This window comes from Bradyrhizobium sp. SMVTL-02 (genome assembly GCF_051853005.1).
Taxonomy (GTDB): Bacteria; Pseudomonadota; Alphaproteobacteria; order Rhizobiales; family Xanthobacteraceae; genus Bradyrhizobium.
In genome coordinates this window covers 8,188,241-8,213,619 of the sequence record NZ_CP182469.1, presented here as the reverse complement: position 1 = coordinate 8,213,619, position 25,379 = coordinate 8,188,241, and the positions used below count along the sequence as shown (strand labels likewise).

The window sequence follows — 25,379 nt, the reverse complement described above, 5'->3', positions numbered from 1 at the left end:
ACGGTCGTGGTTGGGCTACACCATCCGCATCACCACCGCTGCCGCCGCCCCCACCCACAGCGCAATCGCGGCGATGCCCTGGATCATGAAGCCCGGGCCGCGTTTTGCGGCGGCCTGCGAATAGCCGATGAAATAGACGATGCGGCCGATGATCCACACCGCGCCAATTCCCGCTGCAATCGCGTCGCCGATATAGACCGCGAACAGCCAGAGCGCCGGCAAAAAGATCGGCATCCATTCCAGCGTGTTCATCTGGATGCGGAAAGCGCGCTCGAAATCCGGGTGGCCCGACGTCGCCGGCACCTTGACACCGGTCCTGGCGCGCGAGCGTGAGACGTTGATGCAGGTAAAGAAGTAGAACGCGATCGCCAGCAGCGTGACGAGGGCGGTGAGATGATACATCGCGAATTTCCCCAGAGCATTTTTGAGCGAAGTGGATACCGGTTCGCGTAAAGAAAACGCGTCAAAACGAGAAGCCAGGCAGACCGCGCTTCAATACCCCGTCAGCTCGAGATAGCCAACGCCGTCATGCGTGCCGGCAAAGCTCATCGGCCCCTCCCAATAGGAGAAGCCGGTCCCCATCCAGGCGTTCCGATTGAGCGGCTTGCACAGGATCGAGAACGAGCGCGAGGGAATCGCGATGTGCCACTCCACCGGCAGCTTGCGCCCTGCAACCTCGGCGGTCGCCTTCGGCATCATCCGGACGTCGCCGCCCGCAATCATCTGCGTCTCGCCCGCGGCACTGATCCAGTTGCCGAACGGATAGTCTTTGCCGTCCTTCTGCCGCAGCCGGTACAGCATCAGCTTGTCGCCGGACGCAAGATGCAGCGACAGCCAGTCCCAGCCGGTCTGGTCGGTGTCGAGCGGCTGGCTGCTCCATTCGCGGTCCATCCAGGCCTGGCCTGTGACATCGACCGGCTTGTCGTCGATGCTGAGCGTTCCGCGCGCGCGGTAGAATGGCTGGCTGTAGTAGTAGGATGCCTGCCCGCGCTCCGACTTGCGGCTGTAGCCGCGATCGCCTTGTAGCACCACCGGACGGTCGGCCTCCAATGTCAGCGCATAACTGAATGCGGTGCCCGAGGCCTTCATCGTCAGCGGCGCCAGCGTGCGATCGTCGGTGCGCTCGAGACCCTTCATTTCCCAATCGTCGATCCAGGCCGCAAACGGCTTTGCCGTGACGCCGGCCTGTCCGATCCCGCCGCGCGAAAACACTTCGCTAAAGTGATGCGTGCCGGCGCGGGTCACCGCGGCATGCGCCATCCAGATCTGCTGATTGGCCCAGCCGTCGCCCTGCGGTCCCGGCTGCGCCGCCTGGCGGAACAGCGTCCATTGCAGGCCGCAGGCCGCGCCACTGCTGTCCGTGAGGTTCGCCGTGAGATACCACCACTCGATGCGAAACTCCGGATGCGGGCCGTGATCTCCGGGGAAGGTGAATGTCTTGCCCGGCGTGACCCTGGCAAAGCCCTCGGCGGTCTCGCCGAGCCCGGCGTAGCCTTGCGCAGTTGCGCGGCGTGCAAGTGCGAGGGCGGCGATGCCGCCGGCAAAAGCGCGCCGCGTGATTTTGTCAGCGCTCATTGGCAAACACCTTGACGAGGTTCGCCGGCTGCATCCGCGCCAGCCGCAGCATCGGCAGCAGTGCGGCCAGCAGCGAAGCCAGCAGCGCGACGGCGACCAGCTCGATCAGATGCAAGGGGAATACATGGAACGGCAGCCGCCAGCCGAACGCTTTCACGTTCACGATCGCAATCAGGCACCAGGCCACGACCAATCCAAGCGGCACGGCCAGCAGCGCCGTGAACAACGCGACCGACAGCGTCTTCGTCAATTCGATCGCGGCAAGGCGCGGCCGCGTCAGGCCGATCGCCCACAGCGGGGCGAGCTGCGGCAGGCGGGAATTCGCCAGCGTCAGTAGGCTCGTGAGCAAAGCGATGCCGGCGACGCCGAGCGTGAAGGCGTTGAGGGCCGAGGTCACCGCAAAGGTGCGATTAAAAATGCGGATCGATTCCGCTTTTACCGTTGCCTGGTCCGCGACGCTGCGATCGTCGAGCGCAAACTGCTTCTGCAACGCCGCGATCAGGCCGGCGATGTTCTCCTTCGCGACGATCAGGCCCATCCGCGTCTGCGGCGTTTGCGGAAAATGCCGGATCAGCGCCGCGACATTGACGGCGAGCTGCCCCTTGGGATTGCCATAGTCGGCATAGATGCCGACTACATCGAGCTCCCATGTCCCGCCCGGCGCCGGCACCTCGATCACGTCGCCGACGCGGACGTTGAGCCGGCGGCTCAGCTGCTCGCTGATGAAGGCGGCATTGCCGGGAACGAGCTGCGTCCATGCGCGCGGCGCGGCCTCCAATAGCGGCCAGCGCTCGCGATAGAGCGCGTGATCGGGCAGGCCGAGCAGCTCCACCGGCTCACCCTGCACTTGCGTCTCCGCGCGTCCGCCGGACAGGATCGCCTGGACGTCGCTGCGCTCCCTCAGCCAGCTGCGGATCGCTGTGCCCTGCGCATTGTCGGATGCGCTGATGTAGACGTCGGCCGCGAGCCGCCCGTTGAGCCAGCCGATGAAGGTGCGGCTGAAGGTTTCCACCATGGTGGACACCCCGACATTGACGGCGAGCGCCAGCAGCAGCGCCATCAGCGCGAGTGACAGCCCGGAGAGTTGCTGCCGGCTGTCCGCCCAGAACCACAGCGCGATCGGGCCGCGCGCGCTGCGCTGACCGACGAGCAGGATGATGTCGAGGAATGCCGGCAGGATGAGCGCTGCGCCGAGCATCAACGCGGCCAGCACGCCGAAACCTGCGATCAGCGATTGGCCGTAGTGAAGCAGCAGCAGCGCCACCGCGAATACGGCGCAGGCCGCGAGGCTTTGCAGGACCAGCCAGCGGCGCTGCCGCTGCTGCCAGGCGCGCGGCTGGGCGGTGGCCAGCACCGGCATCCTGATCGCCTTGACCAGGCTCGTCGCCGCCGCAACGAGTGCGCCGGCAACGCTGATGCCGACGCCGGCGAGCCACCATTCAGGCCGCAGGCTGAGTTGCCCCGGGATCTGCGCGCCATAGAGCCCGCGCAGCGAGGCCGCGACATCGGGCAGCAGTGCGGCTGCGATGAAATAGCCGCAGACGAGCCCGATCAGGCCCGCGACCAGCGCCAGGGCCACCAGCTCGATTACCAGCACCGTGTTGACGAGGCGTGCCGAGGCACCGCAGGCCCGCAACGTGCGCAGCATCGGCAGCCGCTGCTCGAAGGCGAGGCCGACGGCCGAGTTGACGATGAAGAGGCCCACGAAGAAGGACAGCAGACCGAAGGCGGTGAGGTTGAGATGGAAGCTGTCGGTGAGGCGCTCCAGCTCGGTCTCCGCGTTCGGCTCGACCCGCTGCAGCTGATCGCCGACGACGTCCTGCACCGGCGCCGGCTTGCCCCTCGGCTTGCCGATCAGGAGGCGCGAGACCTGGTCGGGCTTGTTCAGCAGTCGCTGTGCCACGCCGATATCGACCACCAGCACATCAGGCGCCAGCTGCGGCAGCACGCGCAATGGCGGCAGCTTTGCGCCGTTGCTGATCTGAGGTGCCGCGCCTTCCATCTCCTGCAAATCGCTCAGCGTCTCCTTCGCCACCAATGTCTGGCCCGGCGGAGCAACGAAGCTGCGCAAATCCGAGGCGCCGAGGCGCGGGGCGTTGCCGACATCGGCCGGCATCGTCACCGGCTCGATGCCGAGCAGCCGCACCGAGCGTCCGCCCACCTGGACGCGTCCCTCCAGCACCGGCGACACCGGCCAGCCCGCGCGACGTAGTTTTACGAACAGCTCCTGCGGAAACGTCGCTGCATTGGGCGCCACCAGCATCGCCGTGCGCGCCCCGCCAAAGGTCGCCGCGGCACGATCATAGGCGTTGCGGGCCTGCTGGTTGATGGCCTGCACGCCGCTCCACAGCGCGGTCGCCGCGATCAGCCCGATCAGGAGCGTTGCGAACTGCATCCCGTGTCGCCGCCAATGGCTGAGAAGCACCGCGAGCACCCAGAGCGCGCGTCTCATGTGATTCGCCCCGCATGCAGGGTGAGATGCCGGTCGAGCGTGCCGGCCAGATGCAGGCTGTGCGTCACCATCAGAAAGCTGCAGCCGGTGCGCGCCACGAGGTCGCGCGTCAGCGCCAGCACGTCCTCGGCGGTGTCCTCATCGAGATTGCCGGTCGGCTCGTCCGCGAGCAGCAGTGAGGGCTTTGTCGCCAGCGCCCGGCCGATCGCGACGCGCTGCTGCTGGCCGCCTGACAATTGCTCCGGATAACGACGCAGCAGGGCGCCGAGCCCGAGCCGCTCCACCAGCTCCTTGCTCCAGGCCGCATCGTGCCGGCCGGCGATGCGCGCCTGGAAGGCCAGATTGTCCGCAACCGAAAGGCTCGGGATCAGGTTGAACTGCTGGAAAACGAGCCCGACCCGGTCACGCCGAAGCTCCGCGCGGCCCGCGTCCGAGAGCTTGGTGACCTCGATGTCCTCCAGGCGAATTGTGCCGCTGTCGGCGGCGTCCAAGCCCGCGATCAGATGCAGCAGCGTGCTCTTGCCGCTGCCGGATTCCCCGGTCAGCGCGACGCGTTCGCCAGCCTTGAGGTCGAGGTCGACGCCGCGCAGCACATGGACCGGCTCGCCGGCCGAGGAGAAGGTCTTTGAGAGGTTTCGGATGCTCAGCAAGATTGATGCGCCGTACGGAATTTAACTCAATGCTGCGTAGCACACCCGCCGTGGAAATGCCGGGGTTGCGTTGGCTTTCAAGCCGTTGTTAGCTCCCAGGACGGCCAAATCAAAAGTGCCGACGATAAAGACATACGGGGAGAACGATGAGCGCTCAGGGAACGCCCGAAATGGGCAGGACGGCAGGGGACTCCAAGGGTTTGGCAAAGCCAACGCCGAAGGGCGCCTGGACCGTCACATTTCTCCTCTTTCTCTTCATGGTGGTGAACTTCGCGGACAAGATCGTGGTCGGTCTCGCCGGCGTGCCGATCATGACCGACATGAACCTCAGCGCCGAGCAATTCGGCCTGCTCGGCTCCTCGTTTTTCTTCCTGTTCTCGATCTCGGCCGTCGTGGTCGGCTTCATCGTCAACAAGGTGCCGACGCGCTGGGTGCTCTTGACGCTGGCGGTGATCTGGGCGCTGGCGCAGTTCCCGATGGTTGGCACCGTCTCCTTCACCACGCTCTTGATCTGCCGCATCGTGCTCGGCGCCGGCGAAGGCCCGGCCTTCTCGGTCGCCGCGCATGCGATCTACAAATGGTTCCCCGACGAGAAGCGCACGTTGCCGACCGCGATCCTGTCGCAGGGCTCGGCCTTCGGCGTCATCCTGGCGGTGCCGGCGCTGAACTGGGTCATCGTCAACCACTCCTGGCACTACGCCTTCGGCGCGCTCGGTGTCGTCGGCCTGATCTGGGTCGCGGCCTGGCTCGCGCTCGGCAAGGAAGGGCCGCTGGAGGACACCCAGGTCCTCGCCGTCACCGAGCCGAAGATTCCGTATGTGCAGCTCCTGACTTCGCGCACCTTTCTCGGCTGCGTGATCGCGACCTTCGGCGCCTATTGGGCGCTGTCGCTGGGCCTCACCTGGTTCACGCCGTTCATCGTCAAGGGGCTCGGATTCTCGCAGAGCCAGGCCGGCTTCATCTCGATCCTGCCCTGGGTGTTCGGCGCCACGATCGTCATCCTCACCGGCTGGATCTCGCAGGTGATGATGGCGCGCGGCTACACCACGCGCATCTCGCGCGGCGTGCTCGGCTCGGTGCCGCTGATCATCGGCGGCCTGATCCTCGCCATGATGGGGCATGTCGAGGGCGCCGGCCTGCAGATCGCGGCGCTCGTCGTCGGCTCCGGCCTGTGCGGCGCGATCTACGTGGTCTGCCCGCCGATGCTCGGCGAGTTCACCCCGGCCTCGCAGCGCGGCGCCGTCATCGCCATCTACGGCGCGCTCTACACACTCTCCGGCATCATCGCGCCCAGCGTGATGGGTACCGTGATCCAGCGCGCCGGCAGCATGCTCGACGGCTACATGACCGGCTTCACCATCAACGCGGTGGTCATGGTCGGCTCCGGCCTCATCGGCCTGCTGCTGCTCTGGCCGAACACGGAGAAGGCGAGGCTGACCCGCGGTGCGGCACCGCAAGCAGCGCCGCTGAAGGGCGCGGTCTCGCCGACGTAAGGAGGCGGCCTCTTGCTTACCCTCCCCTGGAGGGGAGGGTAAGCAGGGCAGTTAATTCACCCCCTGCGCCCCGCGAATCAGCTTTCCTGGCCGCCGTCCCGTCGCCTCGCCGTGCCGCCGCGTCACGACGCCCGAGACAATCGTGGCGTCATAGCCGTCGACATCCTGCAGCAATCGACGCCCGCCGACCGGCAGGTCGTAATGCACCTTGGGCGGATGCAGATGCAGCCGGTCGTAGTCGATCACGTTGACGTCGGCCTTGTGGCCGGGCGAAATGAGTCCGCGATCGGTGAGGCCGACCGAAAGCGCGGTCTTGCGCGACTGCGCCGCGACCACGAACGGGACCGTCAGCTTCTCGCCGCGTTTGCGGTCGCGCGTCCAGTGCGTCAGCAGATAGGTCGGAAAGCTCGCATCGCAGATGATGCCACAATGCGCGCCGCCGTCGGACAGGCCCGGCACCGATTGCGGATCGAGCAACATCTCGCGCGTCGCATCGAGATTGCCGTCGGAATAGTTCAGGAACGGCACGTAGAGCATCCCGCGGCCCCCGTCGGACAGCATCGCATCGTAGGCGAGCTCCTCCGGCGGCCTTCCCTGCTTGCGCGCCTGCGGTCCCAGCGCGTTCTCCGGCGGCTGCTCATAGTCAGGGGGATCGCCGAGCAGGAACATCTTGTCGTAGTTGGGCCGGAAGAACAGCGGATCATCGGTCGCGGTCGCCGTCTCGCTGAGGATCGCCTTGCGCACCTCCGGCTGACGCAACCGCGTCAGTCGCTCCCCAAGCGGCAGGTGCGCGATAGCCCTGTAGCTCGAATGGGTCTGGAACGGGTTGCGCGACAGCTCGAGCCCGAGCAGCAGGCCGACCGGGCGCGCCGCGATCTGCGCGGTGACGGAGAGGCCGCGTTTGGCCGCCGCATTGATCTCGTCCAGCGTCTGGCGCCAGCGGTTTGGCGATCTGTCGTTCTGCGTGATCGAGAACGAGATCGGGCACTTCGTGCTATCCGCCACCCGCAGCATCATCGGCAGGTCTTCGTGGATCGTCGAGAGGTCGAGCACGAATTGCAGCACGCTGCGGCCCTGCCGATGCATCGCGCCGGCAATCGCCGTGAGCTCGTCCTCGCCGGCCTTCAAGGTCGGCGTGAAATCGCCGGTGGAGGTGCGGTGGTTGAGCGTGCGCGAGGTCGAGAAGCCGAGCGCGCCGGAGCGCACCGCCTCGCCCGCGAGCTTCGCCATCGCCGCGTTGTCTTCCGCGGTCGAGGGATCGCGGCGCGCGCCGCGCTCGCCCATGACATAGACCCGCAGCGCCGCATGCGGCAGCTGCGCGCCGACATCGATGTCGAAATCGCGCTTGCTGAGCCAGTCCATGTAGTCCGGAAAGCTCTCCCAGGCCCAGGGAATGCCGGCGCTCAAGACCGGCTCGGGAATGTCCTCGACGCCTTCCATCAGCTGGATCAGGCGGGTGTGGTCGGCGGGCTTGCACGGCGCGAAGCCGACGCCGCAATTGCCCATGATCGCGGTGGTGACGCCGTTCTGAGAGGACGGCGTGATGTCCTGGCTCCAGGTCACCTGGCCGTCGTAATGGGTGTGCACGTCGACGAAGCCAGGCGTGACGAGCTTGCCGCGCGCGTCGATCTCTTCCTGTCCCTTGGCGGAGACCTTGCCGACCTCGCTGATCCTGCCAGCGGTGATGGCGACATCAGCCTCGAACAGCTCGCCGCCGCGTCCGTCCGCAACGGTGCCGCCGCGGATCACGAGATCAGGGGTGCTCATGGTGTTTCTTCCCGTTTTGTTTGTTGTTTGTTTCCCTCGTCCCCGCCCCCGTCGCAATTGCGCACTAGCCCGGGACGACGCCTGAATTTCTCCTACGCCTCAGCCCTGGCCGGCTTCCGTTCCGTGAACGGCGACAGCACCACCGTCGCCAGCATGAAGATCACGGACGCCCCGAACACCCAGTGCGGCGCGCTCTGGTCCATGATCCAGCCGAACAGCAGCGGTGAGACGATGCCGCCGAGATTGAAGCCGGTCGAGACGATGCCGAAGGCGCGCCCCGCTGCACCCGCAGGGGCGGCGTTGCGCACCAGCATGTCCCGCGACGGCGCGATCACGCCGGAGAGGAAGCCTGCCGTCGCCATCGCGGCAGTGAGCGCCCAGCCGGGCAGCGCGACGAGCGCGATCAGCAGCACGAGTGCTGCGTTCACGGCAAAACAGGCCGCGGCGACATAGCCGTGGCGTTCGGTGCGGTCGGCAAGGAAGCCCCCGGCGAGCACGCCCGCGGCGCTGCAGCCGAGGAATGCGGTCAGCATCACATTGGCCGCGGAATAGGAGGCGCCATAGCCGCTCATCAGCGCGACGACGCCGAAATTGTTGATGCCGGCAACCGACAGGCTGAGCAGCATGAACAGCACGGTCAGCATCATCAGCGCCGGCGTGATCACGGCCTGCTTCGGCGCGTTCTCCGCGCCCGGTTTCTTCTTGTGCGCGCCGGCATCGGGAATGTTCATGCCGATCAGCAGCAACGCCACCAGCACGGCGATCGCCCCCGATGCGATCAACGCGCCGGTGCCGCCTGACATCGTGACGAGCGCTGCGACGATCGCCGGCGCCACCGCGCCGCCGAGAAAGCCCGCAAACGTGTGGACCGAGAAGGCGCGGCCCATCCGCGCCTCGTCCATGTGCTCGGCCAGGATCGCGTAATCGGCGGGGTGATAGACGCTGTTGGCGAGCCCGAGCAGCACGGCGCAGGCGATCAGCGCGGCGTAGCTGAGCTGCAGCCCGAGCAGGATCAGCGCGCAGCCGCCGAGCGTCAGCCCGATCAGCAGGATCTTGCGCGCGCCAAAATGGTCGACGAGATAGCCGGTCGGCGCCTGTGTCAGGCCCGAGACGACGGCAAGCGTGGTCAGCGAGAAGCCGAGCTCGACATAGCCGACGCCAAGCTTGTCCTTCAGGAACGGGAATAGCATCGGCAGGACCAGCAGATGGAAATGGCTGACCCAATGCGCGATCGAGATCCCCGTCAGCGTGCGCAGCGCACTATCCGCCTTGCCTTGCTGCGGTGCGGCGAGAACGTCGACCATTGCAGTTCCGTTTCACTCCCGATGGACGGGCAAACTATCGGGGAGGGCCCTTATTTGTCCATGAACGCCGGCGCATGGCAGGTAGTGCGGGCGGGGGCGTGAGGGGCGTCACGGTGATCGCGGGTGTGATGCCTTGCCAGGACGACGGTTGAAAGCGTAGCCAGAGCCGAGCCGCTCACAACGGCTCGTCATCCGGGCCATACCGATCGCGCTTCGGCGTCGCGATGTCGCCGTCCTCGTAATCGTCGTCGTCCGTGTCGCGAGGCGGCAGCGGTTTCTTGGGCTCGTCGTCGGTCGTCTTGGGTGGCCCGCTCGGCTTGACGGTCGTATTCCCGGCAGTCTTGTTGGCGGTCTTGGCCATGGCTGGTCCCGGATGGTGATGCTGCATCCGAATCTACCCGCACAATATGTGCGGTTCCTGACTTATCTCAAGGGACGCGACGAGGCCGTCAGTGCACGATCGGCCCGCCCGCCTTCTTCCAGGCATCGATGCCGCCGGCGATATGGGCGGTGTTGAGCAGGCCCGCTTCCTTGGCGGCTGCAACCGCCATCGCCGAGCGCTCGCCGAAGGCGCAGAAGAACACCACGCGACGGCCCGTTGCAGCGGCCACTTCACGCAGCATGCCGCCGGGCTTCAGGCTCTCCTCGACCGACGGATAGGGCGTGTGCAGCGCGCCTTCGAGCATGCCGTGCTTCATCCGTTCGTTGGTCTCGCGCAGATCGACCAGCAGGATATCGGGTCGGTGAAGCGAGCGGATCGCCTCGCTCGCACCGAGTGCGCGGCCTTCCTTCTCCAGCTCTTCCTGATGCAGTCCGACCCGCATGTTGGCAGGGACCGCCACGTCCATCATCTTCGGGTTCGGCAGCTTCAGGTTCGCCATCAGCTCGATATATTCGTCGACCGAGCGCACCTGCAGGCGCGGGTTGTAGCGCCTCTCCTCTCCGATGGTGGAGACGGTGTCGCCCTTGTAGTCGTGCGCCGGAAACACCATCGTCTCGTCAGGCAGCTTGAGCAGGCGATTGAAGATCGAATCGTATTGCGCGCGCGACGAGCCGTTCTGGAAATCGGTGCGGCCGGTGCCGCGGATCAGCAGCGTATCGCCGGTGAAGACGCGGTCGCCCATCAGATAGGAATAGGAATCGTCGGTATGGCCCGGCGTGTACATCACGTCGAGCGACAGGCCCTCGATCGTCACCTTGTCGCCGTCGGCGACCCGCATCGCCACCACGTCGGCCTTGGTCTGGTCGCCCATCACGGTCATGCAATGGGTGCGGTCGCGCAGTTCGCCGAGCCCGGTGACGTGGTCGGCATGCAGATGGGTGTCGACCGCTTTCACCAGCTTGAGGTCGAGCTCGCGCAGCAATTGGCAATAGCGGTCGACCTTCTCCAGCACGGGATCGAGGATCAGCGCCTCGCCGCCGGGGCGGCTGGCGAGGATGTAGCTGTAGGTGCCCGAAACGCTGTCGAAGAGCTGGCGGAAGATCATGGCAGGACCCGGCTTGGAACTGATGTCCAAGATTCTAATACGTTTAGGGCCAGAAAGAGAAGCAATTCACTGTGGTGACAGCAATATTTGGAAGATTTTTATTGCGCGTGCGGCAGCGCACCCACCACTGTCATCGCCCGGCTTGACCGGGCAATCCAGTATTCACCGACGTCGGAGAGCTGGAGCACGATCTCGTGCTGGGCGAACGGCTTGTCCTGGAGCGGCACCTGCTGTGCCCGTGCCGGCAGCATCGCCGCCCAAGCGAGCAGCGGCAGCAACATCGCGCGAAACACCCGCAACCGCATCATTCCTATCCCGAATTGCCCGGATTGCCCTCGACGCCCTTCAGCGCGATGCCGGTGCCGAGCCGCTCCTGAAGCATGCGGCCCGAGCGCAGATATTTGCCGACGACCTCCCACACCGGAGCGCCCTGCCGGCCGTTGACCGAGGCCCAGCCCGCGACCTTGTAGCGGTGGCTGGCGTTGATGGCCTTGCCGCCATCGAGCTTCAGCTCCGAGATGCGGCTGCCGATGGCATCCGTCGGCGTGCAGGTGTAGCTGAGCCCGCCTGCGCGCACCATGTCGCCGCCCTGCTGGTAATAGGGATCGCCGTTGAAGAGATTGTCGCAGACATCCTCCAGCACGGTCTTGATCTCCGCGCCCGTCATCTCCTGCACATAGGTCTCGGGATAGGTGATCGCGGTTTCCGCGAGCAGGTCCTCCATGGTCAACGCCTGGCCCGACAGCGCGGTGACGCCCCAGCGGAAGCCAGGCGACAGCGCGATCTCGGCATCGAGCTCGGTGCGCAGCGCGGTGCAGATCAGTTCGTCCATGGGGCCGGTAAAATTGCCGCGGCGATAGAGCAGGCGGTCGGGGGTCGCGATCTTCTCCGACCAGTCGGCGACATGCGGCGCGCGGACCCGGCCGATCAGCTCGGCCATCGCCGGATCGGGCTTCAGGAGCTCCGAATAGACCGGCAACAGGCGATACCTGACGTCGCTGACCTTGCCCTTGTCGAGCGCGAGATCGATCACGCCCAGGAATTTCCCGTTGGACCCGGCATTGGTGACGAGCGTGGTCCCGCCCGCGTTCTTCACTGGCACAGGCTGCGGCACGGCATCATGGGTGTGGCCGCCGAGGATGACGTCGATGCCGCTGACGCGGCTGGCGAGCTTGAGGTCGACGTCCATGCCGTTGTGCGACAGCAGGATCACCGCATCGACCTTGTCGATGCCGCGCAAGGCATCGACATGCTTTTGCAGCTCTTCCTCGCGGATGCCGAAGGTCCAGTCCGGCGTGAAGCGCCTGGGATGCGCGATCGGAACGTAAGGGAATGCCTGCCCGACGATCGCGACGCGATGACCGCCCAGCTCCTTGATGAAAGAAGGCTTGAACACGCGCCCGGTCGGGGGATCGAAGGCGCGGGCGTCGTTGAACGCGGCTTCCTCGGTCAGGAAGACGTTCTGTGCCAGAAACTCGCCATTGAAGCGTTCGAGATTGTCGCGCAGCACCTGCTCGCCATAGGTGAATTCCCAATGCCCGGTCATCGCCTCGATGCCGAGCAGATTGGCGACCTCGACCATGTCGCGGCCCTGCATGACGTTGGCAAGGCCGGTCCCCTGCCAGAGGTCACCGCCGTCGACGAGCACGGAATCCTTCTCGCCGACCTCTCCGCGCAGCCGATCGACCAGCGTCTTCAGATGGGCGAAGCCGCCGAGCTTGCCGAAGCGGCCCGCGGACCTCTCGAACTCGAAGCAGGTGAAGGCATAGGCATCCGCGCTGTCGGGGCGGATTCCAAATCGCTCGAGGAAGGCGCGCCCGACCAGATGCGGCGGCCGTCCCGCCATCTCGCCGATGCCGATATTGACGCTCGGCTCGCGGAAATAGACCGGATTGAGCTGCGCATGCGCGTCGGTGATGTGCAGGATCCGCGCATTGCCGAACCGTTCGAGCTCGTAAATGCTCGCGGTCTCAGTGCCGCTCGCGAGCCGGGGCAGGCTGAGCGATACGGCGGCAAGGCCTGCAGTCTTGAGGAAATCGCGGCGTCGGATGGCCATCTCGAATCTCGAATTCTCCGCGCCCCTTCAACGACAGTCCGACAGTTCCAGCAGGCCCAGTCTAGCGGATTTCCATCGCCTTCCAGGCTTCTTTTTCGGACGTCGCCTGGAAGATCGACGCCTTCGCCAGCGCTTCGGCTTCCCTGGCTGCGGCCAGCGCTTGGTCGAAATCGCCGCCGTCGGCCGCCTTCTTGGCGGCTGCCAGCGCAGATACGGTCACGGTCCACTGGTTGCGCATGCCGGCTGCCTCCTTGGAGGCGGCCTCGGCGGCGGCATAGGCCGCCTTGTAGTCCGCCTCGTTTGCCGCGCGCGCGGATGGCGCAAGGCTAAAGGCGAGCAGCATGGCGAGGGGAAGTGACAGCTTCATGGCCGCGCTCCCGGTCCCGAGATCGGCAGGCCGTTGGCGACGTAGGAGAGGAAATATTCGACGTCGCGATATTCATCCGCCTGCGGCTCCAGCGGAACCGCGCGAGTCTGGCTGTTGCAGGTGACGAAGCGCCGGCTGATCGTGCCCATGCCGCTCCATTCGGAGCGGTAGATCGGCATCGCGTTCAAAATGCCGAGCGCCGGCGCCAGGATCTCGGCGCGGATGCGCTCGCCCGGGCTCTGCACATGGCAGCTCGCGCAGGAGAAATTCATCTGGCCGCGCCGCGTGTAGAAATAGCGCTTGCCGTTCTCGAATGCCGCGAGCGCGCGAGGATCATCGGGAATCTTGATGTCCATCAGCTTGCCGCGCGAGGTGTACGCCATGTAGGCGGTCAGCGAGGCCATCTCGTCCTTGACGTAGGAATAGGGCGCTTCGCCATTGGCCTCGCGGCAGCGGTTGAGCGCGAGCTCGAGCGTGACGACCTTGCCTTCCTTCTCGTCGAAATAGGGATAGTTCTGGCGGATGCCGATGCCGCCGTTCGGGAAGCAGTCGGCATAGGTCTTGCCGTTCCTGAACGGGGTCGAAAACATCTCCTTGCCTGCATCGAGCGCGAACTCGTAAGGCGGGAATTCCTCCTTCTCCTGCCACTGCCGCTTCATGTCTTCGTTCATGGAATAAGGACCGTTGACGAAATCCTCGTGCTTCACGTCGGGAAACTTCTGGAAGAAGAAGTTCTGGAATGCCTTGGCATCAGCGACAGGATCGACCCTGTCGGCCGCGACGACGCGTGGAGAGTTCAGCGCCACTGCGACCAGCGCGGCGCTGAGCGAGCCAAGCAGGAGGGGGATACGGGCCTTCATCACGCGATCTTCGCGGTGGTCGTATCCGAGCCACCCTTGTTGTCGGTCCAGGAGATCTTGAGCTCGTCGCCCTTCTTGGCCCCCTTGAAGCTGAACTTGACGTAGGGGTCCTTGGAGACCGCGGTGCCCCAATCGGCGACGAACACGTCCTTGCCGTTACATTCGAACGTCAGCCGCTGGATGAAGTGCGCGGGGATCACTTCGCCCTTGGAATCCTTCACGAGCCCGGTGTCCATGGGGTGCTGGATCAGCGCCTGCACCTCGGTGATGTCGCCGTTTGATGTTGCGCGCACGCGAATGCTGGATGCCATGTCGATCTGCCTCGCTTAACCGCCGCAACCGCCGACGGTGACCTTGACCTCTTTGGTCGCGCTGTAGAGCTTGCCGTCGGCTTCCACGATCGCGGTCACGTTGGTGGTTTTGGCCATTTTCAGCCGGTTGGCGACACCCGGCAGCGTGCCGTCCGGAATCCTGTAGCTTGCTGCGAGCGCGACCGGGTTCTCGGCCACGAAGAACGAGATCGAGGTCACCTTGTCGAGCGTCGTCGTCACCGAGATCGGCACCACGCCGCCATTCTCGGCAATCTCGGGCGCGTCGAGCTTGACCTTGTCCGAGGGCTCGGCCGTCTTGCCGTAGAGCGCCTTGATCGCGTCCGCCTCGTTCTTTTGCTTGAACGCCTCGTCCGGATATTTGTCGTTGGCTGCCGCGTGCGCAGGCGCGGCTGCGAACGGCAGATTGCCGAGGCCGAGCAGCACGACGGAGGCCGTACCCTGAAGGATCAGGCGGCGCGTCGGATGAGGGCCGGTGGTCGTGGTCATCTCGGGTCTCCTGGGCCGCTGCCGTTACAGGGTCTGCAGGAAATCAACGATCGCGCTGATCTCCTGTTCGGTCAAAATCCGGTTCCGGCCGAACGGCGGCATCATGGTCTGGGGATTGCGCTTGGTCTCGTCGAAGATGATCGCCGCCAGCTCGTTACGATCAGGGTATTTCGACTTGATGTCCTTCAATTCCGGCCCGATCGTTCCCGGCAGGTCGCCGCCTTTGATGACGTGGCAGGTCAGGCAATTGCCCTTGCCGCGGTCGAAGGCGAGCTTCTGGCCCTCGGTCACGGCGGATTGTGCCCGTGCCGGGCTCGCGAAACCGGCGGCGATGGCCAGCAGGATGAACAGGACAGGCGTCCGGACAAGGGCGGTCAAGGTGTCATTCCGAGGCGTTATGGCGATGATCTCGATCGCGGAAATAGGAGCGTTCCAAAGCACAAAGGGGTGCCCCTGACAATCAAGACTATGCACGCGGCAAATTGGAGTTAATATCTTCCGCATTGCAACTGAAGAGATCGTTTGTGCGGCCGATTTGGCCAGGCGTTAAGGGTAGTGGGTGCGGGCCGGCTGTTCCAGGACGTTGGGGCGCTCATCCTGTTTTCATCGCGTTCTCGGTTTTTCAAGGGGACCTCACTTGGCTGAATATGTCGTCGAATTTGGCAGGGACGGCGGACGGGTCGAGCCTGACGGCCGGCTCGATGCGCCGGCCTTCCATCGCAATCACGAGCCGATCTGGGCGGCGCTGGAGAAGCACCTGGCTGGGCTGACCGGCAACGTGATCGAGGTCGGCAGCGGAACCGGCCAGCACGTGGTCCATTTCGCCCGGCATACGCCCGGCCTGATCTGGTGGCCGAGCGATCTCAACCAGCGGCATGTGAAGAGCATCGAGGCCTGGCGCGTCCATTCGGGCCTGCCAAACATCCGCTCGCCGCTGCGGATCGATCTCACCGATCCCGACTGGTGCCCGGAGATGAAGAGCGGGCAGGGGCCGACCAGCCTTGCCGCCGTGTTCTGCGCCAACGTCATCCACATCGCGCCCTGGACCGTGGCCGAAGGCCTGTTCGCCGGCGCCGGCCGTTATCTGCGCGCCGACGGCAAGCTGTTCCTCTATGGCCCGTTCAAGCGCGACGGCAAGCACACCGCGCTCAGCAATGCCGTGTTCGACACGTCGTTGCGCGAAGGCAATCCCGACTGGGGCGTCCGCGACATCGTCGATGTCGAGAAGCTCGCGAACGCGGCAGGCCTTTGCCTCGTCGATACGGTCGAGATGCCCGCGAACAATCTGACGCTGGTGTTCGCGCGAAGCTGAGGCGTTGCCGATTTAAGTCCGGGTGCACGCCACGACGGCGGTGCGCTCCCTCCCTTGCCTGCGGGGGAGGGTCATCGCATATGACATTTGGCGACGCCTGACCGCAGGCCTCGTCCTTCGAGACGACCGCTTCCAGCGGTCTCCTCAGGAGGAGGCTAAGCAGCGCCGTGGCTGTTGAAACTGCTGCCACGCATTCCGTCCTCATCCTGAGGAGCCCGCCTAAAGCGGGCGTCTCGAAGGATGGCCGCGAGTTTGGCTGTCGCAAAGCGTCAGCATTCGCTATCCCGCCACCCGATTTTGTCCTTCAAGAACCGATAGCCGAGCACCTCGAAGCCGGCGCGCTCCTTGTTGTCCTTGCCGTAGCCGTGGCCGCCTGCGGCCGGCTCGTAGAACCAGGCCTCATAGCCCATCGCCTGGAGCTTTGCCGCCATCTTGCGGGCATGGCCAGGATGAACGCGGTCATCGCGCCGCGTCGTAGCGATCAGGATCGGTGGATAGGCCTGGCCGGTTTTCACGTTGTGATAGGCGGAGTAGGTCTTCAGCCACTCCCATTCCTCGGGCTTATCGGGGTCGCCATATTCCGCGATCCAGCTCGCGCCCGCGAGCAGCTTGGTATAGCGACGCATGTCGATCAGCGGGATGGTGCAGAACAATGCGCCGAAACGTTCGGGGTAGCGCACCAGCATGTTGGTGATGAGGATGCCGCCGTTCGAGCCGCCCTGCGCCGCGATGCGCTTCGCGCTCGTCACGCCGCGGCGGACGAGATCGGCGGCAACGGCGGCGAAATCGTCGTGCGAGAGTTTCTTGCCGGCAAGGCGCCCGGCATCGTGCCAGCGCGTGCCGAACTCGCCGCCGCCGCGCAAATTTGCCTGCACGGTGGTGCCGCCGCGCTCCAGCCACAGCTTGCCGAGCGAAGCGTTGTAATACGGCTTCACCGAAGCTCCGAAGCCGCCATAGGCGCTCATATAGACCGGCGCATCGCCGGTCTCGCCCGCAGGGCCGGTCTGGACATAGGGAATGCGCTCGCCGTCGATGGAGATTGCCTCGTGCTGCGTCACCACGACAGCGTCGGCGGCGAACGTCCGCGGCGCCTGCTTCAGAACGGCCGGACTCGCGACATCCCGTTCGATCAGCATCAGCGAGGGCGGCGTGAGCGGATCCTGCACGTTGGCGAGCATGTCGCCGTTGCTCTCGGATTCATGATGATCGAGGCTCCAGACGTCGACCACCCCGATGCCTGGGAGTCCCTCCACTCTCTGCCTGCTCCAACCCGAAGCTGAGGGCGTGCACACCTCGAACACGGGCTGCAATTCGTCGAGGATGGAGAGGACGAGCTTGCCTCCGGTCCAGAAGAAGCCCTGCACGGCCCGCCGTGGTTCGGGCTCGAACAGGACCGTGAATTCGCGGCTGCCGGCAAGAAATGCCGATAGTGAAATGCCGAGCATCGCGTCGGCTTCATAGGTGTGTCCCGCGACCGACCAGGTCGCGCGTGGCTTGACTGACAGCCAATCGCCGTGGGTCTGCATCCAGATGTTGCTGGGCAGGTCGAGCTTCGTCGTGGCGCCGGCTGTGGTGCCAATCGAGGTGCGGAAATTGAAGAAGTCGGATTGGTCGATGAACCAGATGCGTTGTGCCGGCACGGTGTCGTCGACGTAGCTGTACACGCGCATATGGTCGGCGGTCGTCTCGAAGATCACCGGCGCCTGGTCGACGCTGGTCCCTCTTCGCCATAGCCGCACGGTCCTTGCGTAGCCCGATGCCGTCGCCATGCCCTCGCCTAGCGCGCTCGACAGCAGCAGCGTGTCGTCATCGACCCAATCGGCGCTGCTCTTGGCTTCCGGCAGCAAGAAGCCGTCCGCCACGAAACTCCTGGTATCGGTGTCGAACTCACGCAACGTCACGGCATCGCTGCCGCCGCGCGACAGACCCAGCATGACGCGCGCGCTTCCGGGCCGCGAGGACGTCCCGCTGAAAAGCCAGTCCTTGCCTTCCGTTGCAGCGAGTTCGTCGATGTCGAGCAGAATCTCCCAGGACGGCTCGGGCTTGCGAAATTCTGGAAGCGTGGTGCGCCGCCACAGGCCGCGTGGATGGTCGGCGTCCTTCCAGAGATTGTAGAGCCAGCCGCCGCGGCGCCGCACATAGGGAATGTTGTCCGGACGGTCGTAGATCGCGGCGAGGATATCGCGGTCGCGCTCATAGGCAGTCCCGCCGAACGCGCTCAGCGTCAGCTGATTTTGCCGCTCGACGAAATCGAGCGCCTGCCTGCCTTCGATGTCTTCCAGCCACAGCCAGGGATCGTCGTCGGGGGCTTGAAGCGTGGGCCTGTCGTCGACGGGCATGAACGAAGCTCCGGTCATCTGCGGCGGATAGGATTTGATCGAGCGCAAGCCGTCAAGGGCGCGCGCCGCTATCATCCCACCGATTGCGTCAGGGGCATGGCCCGCGCCCGTTTGCGCCGGTTGCCCGCTCTCCCTCACCCCTCCATAGTGCCGCGAATCAACACAGCCCTTTGGGCGGACATGCCGATGCTGGACGTGACGACTGCCAATGAGATTGCCGCCGACGCCCGCGTGCGTGCCAATGTGGTGCGCCTTGCCGCCGCGCAGGCGCTGACCGGCGCCAACTCGGCGGTCGTTTTCGCCACCGGCGCGATCGTCGGCGCCACGCTCGCACCCGACATGTCGTTCGCGACCGTGCCGATCTCGATGTATGTGGTGGGCCTCGCCGCCGGCACGCTGCCGACCGGCGCGATCTCGCGCCGCTTCGGCCGCCGCGCCGCCTTCATCACCGGCACGGGTCTCGGAACGCTCACCGGTCTGCTCGGCTCGTTCGCGATCCTGCACGGCTCGTTCGCGCTGTTTTGTCTGGCGACCTTCCTCGGCGGCCTCTACGGCGCGGTGGCGCAATCCTATCGCTTTGCAGCCGCCGACGGCGCCAGCGCCGCGTACCGCCCCAAGGCGGTGTCATGGGTGATGGCGGGCGGCGTGTTCGCCGGGGTACTCGGTCCGCAGCTCGTGCAATGGACCATGGATGTCTGGCAGCCCTATCTGTTCGCCTTCAGCTTCCTGGTGCAGGCGGCCGTCGCGCTGATCGCGATGGGCATCGTCGCCGGCATCGATATGCCGAGGCCTGCGCCGGCCGATCTGCACGGCGGGCGACCGCTGCTCATGATCGTGACCCAGCCGCGCTTCATCGCGGCCGCGCTGTGCGGTGTCATCGCCTATCCCCTGATGAATCTGGTGATGACCTCGGCGCCGCTCGCCATGAAGATGTGCGGCCTGTCCGTGTCCGATTCCAATTTCGGCATTCAATGGCACATCGTCGCCATGTACGGCCCGAGCTTCTTCACCGGCGCGCTGATCGCCCGCTTCGGCGCGCCGAAGATCGTGGCTGCCGGATTGCTGCTGGAAGCGGGCGCCGCCGGCATCGGCCTCTCCGGCCTCACCGCGATGCATTTCTGGGCCACGCTGATCGTGCTCGGCATCGGCTGGAATTTCTCCTTCATCGGTGCCTCCGCGCTGGTGCTGGAGACGCACCGACCGCAGGAGCGCAACAAGGTGCAGGCCTTCAACGATTTCCTGGTGTTCGGCATGATGGCGATCGGTTCGTTCTCCTCCGGCCAATTGCTCGCGAACTATGGCTGGTCCGCGGTGAACATGGTGGTGTTCCCGCCTGTTATGCTCGGCCTTGCCGTGCTCTCGCTGGTCTCCTGGGCGAGGCGCAAGGCGCGGCTGGAGGCGGCCATCGGCGAGTTCCCCGACGCGGTTTGAACTGGCATGAGACTGTCAGCAGTGTCGACACTTCGATCGCCGTCGAAGTGATTTTCGGAAGCCGCGTTGTTACATGATGCTCGTCATGAACGGGTGAGCGCGAAAGCCGGGCGCTTGCGGGAGAACCTCACGGAGAAGCGCAAATGCTCGACAACCCCCGCCATACGGTTTCCATCGACGAATCTTCGCTGCGCTACGAAGGCTGGCGCATCGTCGCCGTCTGCTTCCTGCTCGCGACCTTCGGCTGGGGGCTCGGCTTCTACGGCCAGAGCGTCTATGTCGCCGAGCTCCAGCGCGCCCGCGGCTGGTCGGCCTCGCTGATCTCGTCGGGCACGACCTTCTTCTATTTGTTCGGCGCCTTGCTCGTCGTCTTCGTCGGCGAAGCCGTGCGAAAATATGGCCCGCGGCTCAGCCTGATCGCCGGCGCGCTGGCGATGGCGGCCGCCGCGGTCGCGATCGGCGCGGTGCGCGAGCCCTGGCAGCTCTATCTCGCCGACGCCGTGCTCGCCTTCGGCTGGGCCGGCACCAGTCTTGCCATGATCACCAACACGATCAGCCTGTGGTTCGACCACAAGCGCGGCATGGCGATCAGTCTCGCGCTCAACGGCGCGAGCTTCGGCGGCATCGTCGGCGTGCCGCTGCTGGTGACGCTGATCGGCCATATCGGCTTTGCCAGCGCAATGTATGCCGCCGCCGGCGCCATGCTGGTGCTGCTCGTGCCGGTAATCCTGCTTCTCGTCGGCCGCCCGCCCGATCTTCACGGCTGGACGGCGGCGAAGGAGAAGCCGCAATCGTCGACGCAGATCCGCGCCTGGGCGCTGCGCGACGTCGGCTTCCTCACGGTGACGATCGCATTCTCGCTGGTGCTGTTCGCGCAGGTCGGCTTCGTCGTGCACCTGATCTCGTTCCTCGATCCCGTGATCGGCCGCGAGCGCGCCGCGGTTGCCGTCGCGGTGCTGACCGCGATGGCGGTGGTCGGCCGGGTGCTGTTCTCGCTGGTGATCGACCGCCTCGACCAGCGGCTGGCTTCGGCCATCTCGTTCCTGAGCCAGGCCGCCGCGCTCCTCGTCGTCATCAACCTGCACAACGACCATGTGCTGATCGCGGGCTGCGCGGTGTTCGGCTTCTCGGTCGGCAACCTGATCACTCTGCCGTCGCTGATCGTGCAGCAGGAGTTCGACAGCGCCTCGTTCGGTGTGCTGATCAGCCTCAACACCGCGATCAACCAGGTGACCTACGCGTTCGGCCCCGGTGTCGTCGGGGCCTTGCGTGATTGGTCGGGCGGCTACGTGCTGCCGTTCTATCTCTGCATCGCGCTGGAGGTGGTCGCCGCGGCGCTGATCATGGTGCGGGGAAAGCCGCGGGCGAAGCTTTCATAGAGGGGCGACGGCGGTCTCAACACACTCCGTCATTGCGGGGAGCCCTTGCGACGAAGCAATCCAGACTGTTTCCGCGGCAAGATTCTGCATTGCTTGCGCCTTCGCCGAGGCTTCGGCGGACAAGTCGCTGCGCTCGCAATGACGGGGAGAGGGCGAAGTTTAATCCTCGCGTTGCCTCAGCAACGCCTCCACATCCAGCCGCTTGGTGAACATCGCGAGCTTGCCGTCGGGCCCGAACGGCCACTGCTCCCGCGGCTTGTCCCAATACAACTCCACGCCGTTCTCGTCGGGATCGCGCAAGTACAGCGCCTCGCTGACGCCGTGGTCGCTCGCGCCGTCCAGCGCAATGCCCGCCGTGAGCACCCGGTGCAGCGCATCCGCCAGCGCGGGGCGCGTCGGATAGAGGATCGCGGTGTGGAAGAGGCCCGTCGTTCCCGGCGGCGGCGGCGAGCCGCCCTTGCTCTCCCAGGTGTTGAGCCCGATGTGGTGATGATAGCCGCCGGCCGAGATGAACGCCGCGCCCGAGCCCATCCGCTGCATCAGCTCGAAGCCGAGCACCCCGCAATAGAAGCCGAGCGCGCGATCGAGATCGGCGACCTTGAGATGGACGTGGCCGATTCGGGTGGCGGCGGCGACGGCTGGGTTCTGCGACATGGGGATGCTCCGTTCAAGCCATCCACATAAGGCCGGCTCCGGCACCGCGCCATGGGCCGATCCCGAAACCCATCGTTTCCGGATGGGAAACCAATTGGGATGAATTGATGGTGTCGGGTGTCCGCGCAGGGCAGAGGTCTACCTCTCCCGAAGGGAGAGGTCGGATCGCATCGCAAGATGCGATCCGGTCGTACGCAACTTCATCCGCTCTAGCTGAGCTCCGACACCTCGCCCTCGGGCAACCCGAATTCAAATGTGTTCAGCGTCATCGACACCAGCGTGTAATAGCCGCACAACCCGATCACTTCGACCACGCCGCGTTCGCTCAGCAGCTTCACAGCCTCCTCATAGAGCCCCTTCGCGACGCCGTGTCCCTCGTGCAGCGACTTCGCGACGTCGTAGATCATCTTGCCCTTGGGATCGTCGAACTCGGGCGTGCGGCGATCGCGGATTGCGTCGATCATCTCCGGCTTCATGCCGCCGGCGAGCGCGAGGCGCTTATGCGCATACCATTCGTAATGTGCGGTCCAGTGCCGCGCCGTCACCAGGATCGCGATCTCCGAGAGCTTTGCCGGGAAGATCGTGTCGAAGCGCAGCACTTCGCCGAGCCGCGTGGCGTGGCGCGCCATCTCCGGGCTGCCCAGCCAGGCCATCATCGGGGCCGGCGGCTTGCCGCGCTTGCCGGCAATCGACTCGTCATAAGTCTGCCGCTGGCTCTCGTTCATTTCGCCGGGCGAAAGAAGCTTCAGGCGCATTGTCGTTTCCTCTTTGTATTCAAGCACCGTCGTGAGCAGGGACTATAGCCGAATGCGGCTCGCCGGAAGTGGTTGAATTCCGCAGGAGCTTGGCCCAGAGTCGCCGCCAACAAGTCGATTTTGAGGGATGGAAACGACCAATGACTGACCCGAAAACCAGCGACACTGAGACCGCCGATCTCGAACAATTCCGCGCCGAGACGCGCGCCTGGCTGGAAGCGAACTGCCCGCCGGAGATGCGCAAGCCCGCAACATCCGACGCCGACGTGTTCTGGGGCGGACGCAATGCAAAATTCTCGTCCGAGCCGCAGCGCATCTGGTTCGAGCGCATGCGCGACAAGGGCTGGACCGTGCCCGACTGGCCGAAGGAGTATGGCGGCGGGGGCTTGAGCGCTGCCGAGCACAAGGTGCTGCGCGCCGAGATGGCGCGGATCGGGGCGCGGCCGCCGCTGTCGAGCTTCGGCATATGGATGCTCGGGCCGGCTTTGCTCAAGTATGGCAACGAGGCGCAGAAAAGGGAGCATCTCCCAAAAATCGCCGCGGGCGAGATTCGCTGGTGCCAGGGCTATTCCGAGCCGAACGCGGGCTCCGATCTCGCCTCGCTGCAGACCCGCGCCGAAAGCGACGGCGATGATTTCATCATCACGGGATCGAAGATCTGGACGTCCTACGCCAATTACGCCGACTGGATCTTCTGTCTCGTCCGCACCGATCCCACCGCCAAGAAGCACGACGGCATCAGCTTCATCCTGTTCGACATGACCTCGAAGGGTGTCTCGACCAAGCCGATCCTGCTGATCTCCGGCTATTCGCCGTTCTGCGAGACCTTCTTCGACGGCGTCCGCGTGCCGAAGTCGCATGTGGTCGGGCAGATCAACCGCGGCTGGGACGTCGCGAAATATCTGCTCCAGCACGAGCGCGCGATGATCTCAGGCATGGGCGAGCGCGGCGTCGGCCGACCGCTCGGCCAGATCGCGGCCGACTCGGTCGGCACCGATGCGCTGGGGCGGCTCGATGATGCCATGCTGCGCGGCCAGATCGCGAGTTTCGAGGTCGATGAGGCCGCCCTTGCCGCCAGCGCCGAGCGCGCGGTCGATCTCGCCAAGGCCGGGCAGGCACATCCGGCGTTCTCCTCGGCGATGAAATATTACGGCACCGAGCTCAACAAGCGCCGCTACGAGATCCTGATGTCGGCCGGCGGCGTCGATGCGCTGGAATGGGAGAGCGAGCGCTCGAAGCAGGGCGCCCGCCCGCGCGCCTGGCTGCGCACCAAGGCCAACTCGATCGAGGGCGGCACGTCCGAAGTCATGCTCGGCATCGTCGCCAAGCGCATCCTGGATTTGCCGGGGGCGTGAGCCACGCTCTCGCCACCCGTCATTCCGGGCCTGCGCCGGCGGCCCCTCCCAAAATGACGGCGACAAATAGATTTCGAATCGGAAACACGCACATGGCCCTCGTCCTCACCGAAGAACAATCGATGCTCCGCGACAGCGCGCGCGGGCTGATCAGCGACAAGGCGCCGGTGTCGCATCTGCGTCACTTGCGCGATTCCAGGGATCCCACCGGCTTCTCCAAGGAGCTGTGGCAATCCTTCGCCGAGATGGGCTTCGCCGGCCTGCTCGTGCCGGAAGAGTTCGGCGGCAGCGGCCTTGGTTTCATTGAAGTCGGTGTCATCATGGAGGAGATCGGCCGCACCTTGATGCCGTCCCCCTTCCTCGCCACCAGCGTGGTCGCGGCCTCCGCGCTGAACCGCGGCGGCAACGCCGCGCAGAAGTCGGAATATCTGCCGAAGATTGCGAGCGGCTCGCTGCTCGCGACACTCGCGGTCGACGAGGGCGCCAAGCATCGCCCGCTGCAAACCGGCCTGCAGGCCGTGCGCGCCGGCAACGGTTTCAAACTCTCCGGCGCCAAGGCACTGGTCGTCGACGGCCATGTCGCTGACCTCTTCATCGTCGCCGCGCGCACCGCAGGCTCGGCCGGCGAGCGCGACGGCTTGACGTTGTTCCTGGTCAACCCCAAGGCCAAGGGCGTTGCCGTCGAGCGCACCATCATGGTCGATGCACACAACGCGGCGCGGATCGAATTGGCCAATGTCGAGGTCACCGCCGACAGCGTGCTCGGCGAGGTCGATCAGGGCGCCACGCTGCTCGACGGCGTGCTCGACATCGGCCGCGGCGCGGTCGCCGCCGAGATGGTCGGGCTCAGCGAGGAGGTCTTCGGCCGCACCGTCGAGTATCTCAAGAGCAGAAAGCAGTTTGGCAAGCTGATCGGCGAATTCCAGGCGCTGCAGCACCGCGCCGCCCAGCTCTATGTCGACATCGAGATCACCCGCGCCGCCACCATGAAGGCGCTGCAGGCGCTGGATGCCGACGTTGCCAGGGCCGCCTCAGCCGTCGCGGTCGCAAAAGCGCGTGCCGGCACCACCGCCACGCGCGCGGTGCAGGAGGGCGTGCAGATGCATGGCGGCATGGGCATGACCGACCAGTTCGACATCGGCTTCTTCATGAAGCGCGCGCGGGTCTGCGAGGAATTGTTCGGCGATGCGAACTACCACACCGAGCAACTGGCAAGGGCGCGGGGGTATTGAGGCGCGGCAGGCGGCGCGCGCCTCAATATCGGTGTCCTCGCCCGGTCAAGCCGGGCGACCGAATCCAGAGGCAGCAGTGATCTTAAGGAGAGG

Annotated in this window: 24 protein-coding genes; 6 read left to right on the top strand and 18 right to left on the bottom strand. The window is 65.4% G+C overall.

From position 1 onward, the window contains the following. Positions 1–15: 15 nt before the first annotated feature. The 4 genes from ACNJYB_RS39330 to ACNJYB_RS39315 form a co-directional block, all read right to left on the bottom strand. Positions 16–402 carry an MAPEG family protein gene (locus tag ACNJYB_RS39330; RefSeq protein ID WP_439371858.1) on the bottom strand — a complete coding sequence of 129 codons (387 nt, stop codon included), beginning with the start codon at positions 400–402 and terminating at the stop codon, positions 16–18. A 90-nt stretch (positions 403–492) separates the two neighbouring features. Continuing rightward, positions 493–1,575, bottom strand: coding sequence for a lipocalin-like domain-containing protein (locus ACNJYB_RS39325; RefSeq protein ID WP_439371857.1), 1,083 nt, complete (start codon positions 1,573–1,575; stop codon positions 493–495). Beyond that, positions 1,565–4,027 (bottom strand): FtsX-like permease family protein, encoded by a 2,463-nt coding sequence (locus ACNJYB_RS39320; protein ID WP_439371855.1) that lies wholly within the window; start codon positions 4,025–4,027, stop codon positions 1,565–1,567. The genes ACNJYB_RS39325 and ACNJYB_RS39320 overlap by 11 nt, the downstream gene beginning before the upstream one ends. Beyond that, entirely contained in the window at positions 4,024–4,677 is a 654-nt protein-coding gene (locus ACNJYB_RS39315; RefSeq protein ID WP_439371854.1) for an ABC transporter ATP-binding protein, read from the bottom strand. Before ACNJYB_RS39315 ends, ACNJYB_RS39320 begins: the two co-directional genes overlap by 4 nt. A 146-nt stretch (positions 4,678–4,823) precedes the next feature. On the opposite strand from ACNJYB_RS39315, the gene ACNJYB_RS39310 reads away from it, so the two are divergent. Further along, positions 4,824–6,170, top strand: a complete 1,347-nt coding sequence (locus tag ACNJYB_RS39310; protein WP_439371853.1) for an MFS transporter — start codon at positions 4,824–4,826, stop codon at positions 6,168–6,170. A gap of 51 nt (positions 6,171–6,221) precedes the next feature. On the opposite strand, the gene ACNJYB_RS39305 is transcribed toward ACNJYB_RS39310, so the two are convergent. The 11 genes from ACNJYB_RS39305 to soxX all read right to left on the bottom strand — a co-directional run bounded on the left by ACNJYB_RS39305 (position 6,222) and on the right by soxX (position 15,207). Further along, positions 6,222–7,937, bottom strand: coding sequence for an N-acyl-D-amino-acid deacylase family protein (locus ACNJYB_RS39305; protein ID WP_439371852.1), 1,716 nt, complete (start codon positions 7,935–7,937; stop codon positions 6,222–6,224). 92 nt (positions 7,938–8,029) lie between these two features. Next, the gene (locus tag ACNJYB_RS39300; RefSeq protein ID WP_439371851.1) at positions 8,030–9,241 is read right to left on the bottom strand and encodes an MFS transporter; all 1,212 of its coding nucleotides are present in this window, start codon (positions 9,239–9,241) and stop codon (positions 8,030–8,032) included. A gap of 175 nt (positions 9,242–9,416) precedes the next feature. After that, positions 9,417–9,602, bottom strand: coding sequence for a hypothetical protein (locus tag ACNJYB_RS39295; protein ID WP_439371849.1), 186 nt, complete (start codon positions 9,600–9,602; stop codon positions 9,417–9,419). An 88-nt stretch (positions 9,603–9,690) separates the two neighbouring features. Beyond that, positions 9,691–10,728: an MBL fold metallo-hydrolase gene (locus tag ACNJYB_RS39290; RefSeq protein ID WP_439375760.1), complete on the bottom strand. Its 1,038-nt coding sequence runs from the start codon at positions 10,726–10,728 to the stop codon at positions 9,691–9,693. A gap of 98 nt (positions 10,729–10,826) precedes the next feature. Beyond that, complete coding sequence (locus tag ACNJYB_RS39285; protein WP_439375810.1) at positions 10,827–11,036, bottom strand: hypothetical protein; 210 nt, start codon at positions 11,034–11,036, stop codon at positions 10,827–10,829. 2 nt (positions 11,037–11,038) lie between these two features. Further along, positions 11,039–12,784 carry a thiosulfohydrolase SoxB gene (gene soxB, locus ACNJYB_RS39280; protein WP_439371847.1) on the bottom strand — a complete coding sequence of 582 codons (1,746 nt, stop codon included), beginning with the start codon at positions 12,782–12,784 and terminating at the stop codon, positions 11,039–11,041. Between the two features lie 61 nt (positions 12,785–12,845). Then, positions 12,846–13,151, bottom strand: a complete 306-nt coding sequence (locus tag ACNJYB_RS39275) for a hypothetical protein (RefSeq protein ID WP_439371846.1) — start codon at positions 13,149–13,151, stop codon at positions 12,846–12,848. Then, complete coding sequence (gene soxA, locus ACNJYB_RS39270; protein WP_439371844.1) at positions 13,148–14,011, bottom strand: sulfur oxidation c-type cytochrome SoxA; 864 nt, start codon at positions 14,009–14,011, stop codon at positions 13,148–13,150. The genes ACNJYB_RS39275 and soxA overlap by 4 nt, the downstream gene beginning before the upstream one ends. Beyond that, a complete protein-coding gene (gene soxZ / locus ACNJYB_RS39265; protein WP_439371843.1) occupies positions 14,011–14,322 on the bottom strand; it encodes a thiosulfate oxidation carrier complex protein SoxZ in 312 nt (103 codons plus the stop codon). Before soxZ ends, soxA begins: the two co-directional genes overlap by 1 nt. A gap of 15 nt (positions 14,323–14,337) precedes the next feature. Beyond that, positions 14,338–14,829, bottom strand: coding sequence for a thiosulfate oxidation carrier protein SoxY (gene soxY / locus ACNJYB_RS39260; RefSeq protein WP_439371841.1), 492 nt, complete (start codon positions 14,827–14,829; stop codon positions 14,338–14,340). Between the two features lie 24 nt (positions 14,830–14,853). After that, on the bottom strand, positions 14,854–15,207 hold the full coding sequence (gene soxX / locus ACNJYB_RS39255; protein ID WP_439371840.1) for a sulfur oxidation c-type cytochrome SoxX: 354 nt from the start codon (positions 15,205–15,207) through the stop codon (positions 14,854–14,856). Positions 15,208–15,466: 259 nt separating this feature from the next. On the opposite strand from soxX, the gene ACNJYB_RS39250 reads away from it, so the two are divergent. Beyond that, entirely contained in the window at positions 15,467–16,141 is a 675-nt protein-coding gene (locus ACNJYB_RS39250) for a DUF938 domain-containing protein (RefSeq protein ID WP_439371838.1), read from the top strand. A gap of 269 nt (positions 16,142–16,410) precedes the next feature. Here ACNJYB_RS39250 and ACNJYB_RS39245 read toward each other — a convergent pair whose 3' ends face one another. After that, positions 16,411–18,480: a prolyl oligopeptidase family serine peptidase gene (locus ACNJYB_RS39245; RefSeq protein WP_439371837.1), complete on the bottom strand. Its 2,070-nt coding sequence runs from the start codon at positions 18,478–18,480 to the stop codon at positions 16,411–16,413. A 186-nt stretch (positions 18,481–18,666) separates the two neighbouring features. Here ACNJYB_RS39245 and ACNJYB_RS39240 point away from each other — a divergent pair, with 186 nt between their 5' ends. Further along, positions 18,667–19,911: an MFS transporter gene (locus tag ACNJYB_RS39240; protein WP_439371836.1), complete on the top strand. Its 1,245-nt coding sequence runs from the start codon at positions 18,667–18,669 to the stop codon at positions 19,909–19,911. Between the two features lie 143 nt (positions 19,912–20,054). Continuing rightward, entirely contained in the window at positions 20,055–21,290 is a 1,236-nt protein-coding gene (locus tag ACNJYB_RS39235; RefSeq protein WP_439371834.1) for an MFS transporter, read from the top strand. A gap of 159 nt (positions 21,291–21,449) precedes the next feature. Here the strand turns inward: ACNJYB_RS39235 and ACNJYB_RS39230 are convergent, their stop codons facing one another. After that, complete coding sequence (locus ACNJYB_RS39230; RefSeq protein ID WP_439371832.1) at positions 21,450–21,944, bottom strand: VOC family protein; 495 nt, start codon at positions 21,942–21,944, stop codon at positions 21,450–21,452. Positions 21,945–22,153: 209 nt separating this feature from the next. Then, complete coding sequence (locus tag ACNJYB_RS39225; protein ID WP_439371830.1) at positions 22,154–22,699, bottom strand: carboxymuconolactone decarboxylase family protein; 546 nt, start codon at positions 22,697–22,699, stop codon at positions 22,154–22,156. 140 nt (positions 22,700–22,839) lie between these two features. Here ACNJYB_RS39225 and ACNJYB_RS39220 point away from each other — a divergent pair, with 140 nt between their 5' ends. Next, complete coding sequence (locus tag ACNJYB_RS39220) at positions 22,840–24,054, top strand: acyl-CoA dehydrogenase family protein (RefSeq protein ID WP_439371829.1); 1,215 nt, start codon at positions 22,840–22,842, stop codon at positions 24,052–24,054. A 92-nt stretch (positions 24,055–24,146) separates the two neighbouring features. Continuing rightward, positions 24,147–25,286 (top strand): acyl-CoA dehydrogenase family protein, encoded by a 1,140-nt coding sequence (locus ACNJYB_RS39215; RefSeq protein ID WP_439371827.1) that lies wholly within the window; start codon positions 24,147–24,149, stop codon positions 25,284–25,286. Positions 25,287–25,379 lie beyond the last annotated feature (93 nt).

Bases quoted from the DNA above. Each gene is read 5' to 3' on its own strand.
- ACNJYB_RS39330 (WP_439371858.1), bottom strand. From the start codon at position 402: ATGTATCATCTCACCGCCCTCGTCACGCTGCTGGCGATCGCGTTCTAC.
- ACNJYB_RS39325 (WP_439371857.1), bottom strand. From the start codon at position 1,575: ATGAGCGCTGACAAAATCACGCGGCGCGCTTTTGCCGGCGGCATCGCC.
- ACNJYB_RS39320 (WP_439371855.1), bottom strand. From the start codon at position 4,027: ATGAGACGCGCGCTCTGGGTGCTCGCGGTGCTTCTCAGCCATTGGCGG.
- ACNJYB_RS39310 (WP_439371853.1), top strand. From the start codon at position 4,824: ATGAGCGCTCAGGGAACGCCCGAAATGGGCAGGACGGCAGGGGACTCC.
- ACNJYB_RS39305 (WP_439371852.1), bottom strand. From the start codon at position 7,937: ATGAGCACCCCTGATCTCGTGATCCGCGGCGGCACCGTTGCGGACGGA.
- ACNJYB_RS39300 (WP_439371851.1), bottom strand. From the start codon at position 9,241: ATGGTCGACGTTCTCGCCGCACCGCAGCAAGGCAAGGCGGATAGTGCG.
- ACNJYB_RS39295 (WP_439371849.1), bottom strand. From the start codon at position 9,602: ATGGCCAAGACCGCCAACAAGACTGCCGGGAATACGACCGTCAAGCCG.
- ACNJYB_RS39290 (WP_439375760.1), bottom strand. From the start codon at position 10,728: ATGATCTTCCGCCAGCTCTTCGACAGCGTTTCGGGCACCTACAGCTAC.
- ACNJYB_RS39285 (WP_439375810.1), bottom strand. From the start codon at position 11,036: ATGATGCGGTTGCGGGTGTTTCGCGCGATGTTGCTGCCGCTGCTCGCT.
- soxB (WP_439371847.1), bottom strand. From the start codon at position 12,784: ATGGCCATCCGACGCCGCGATTTCCTCAAGACTGCAGGCCTTGCCGCC.
- ACNJYB_RS39275 (WP_439371846.1), bottom strand. From the start codon at position 13,151: ATGAAGCTGTCACTTCCCCTCGCCATGCTGCTCGCCTTTAGCCTTGCG.
- soxA (WP_439371844.1), bottom strand. From the start codon at position 14,011: ATGAAGGCCCGTATCCCCCTCCTGCTTGGCTCGCTCAGCGCCGCGCTG.
- soxZ (WP_439371843.1), bottom strand. From the start codon at position 14,322: ATGGCATCCAGCATTCGCGTGCGCGCAACATCAAACGGCGACATCACC.
- soxY (WP_439371841.1), bottom strand. From the start codon at position 14,829: ATGACCACGACCACCGGCCCTCATCCGACGCGCCGCCTGATCCTTCAG.
- ACNJYB_RS39245 (WP_439371837.1), bottom strand. From the start codon at position 18,480: ATGCCCGTCGACGACAGGCCCACGCTTCAAGCCCCCGACGACGATCCC.
- ACNJYB_RS39240 (WP_439371836.1), top strand. From the start codon at position 18,667: ATGCTGGACGTGACGACTGCCAATGAGATTGCCGCCGACGCCCGCGTG.
- ACNJYB_RS39235 (WP_439371834.1), top strand. From the start codon at position 20,055: ATGCTCGACAACCCCCGCCATACGGTTTCCATCGACGAATCTTCGCTG.
- ACNJYB_RS39230 (WP_439371832.1), bottom strand. From the start codon at position 21,944: ATGTCGCAGAACCCAGCCGTCGCCGCCGCCACCCGAATCGGCCACGTC.
- ACNJYB_RS39225 (WP_439371830.1), bottom strand. From the start codon at position 22,699: ATGCGCCTGAAGCTTCTTTCGCCCGGCGAAATGAACGAGAGCCAGCGG.
- ACNJYB_RS39220 (WP_439371829.1), top strand. From the start codon at position 22,840: ATGACTGACCCGAAAACCAGCGACACTGAGACCGCCGATCTCGAACAA.
- ACNJYB_RS39215 (WP_439371827.1), top strand. From the start codon at position 24,147: ATGGCCCTCGTCCTCACCGAAGAACAATCGATGCTCCGCGACAGCGCG.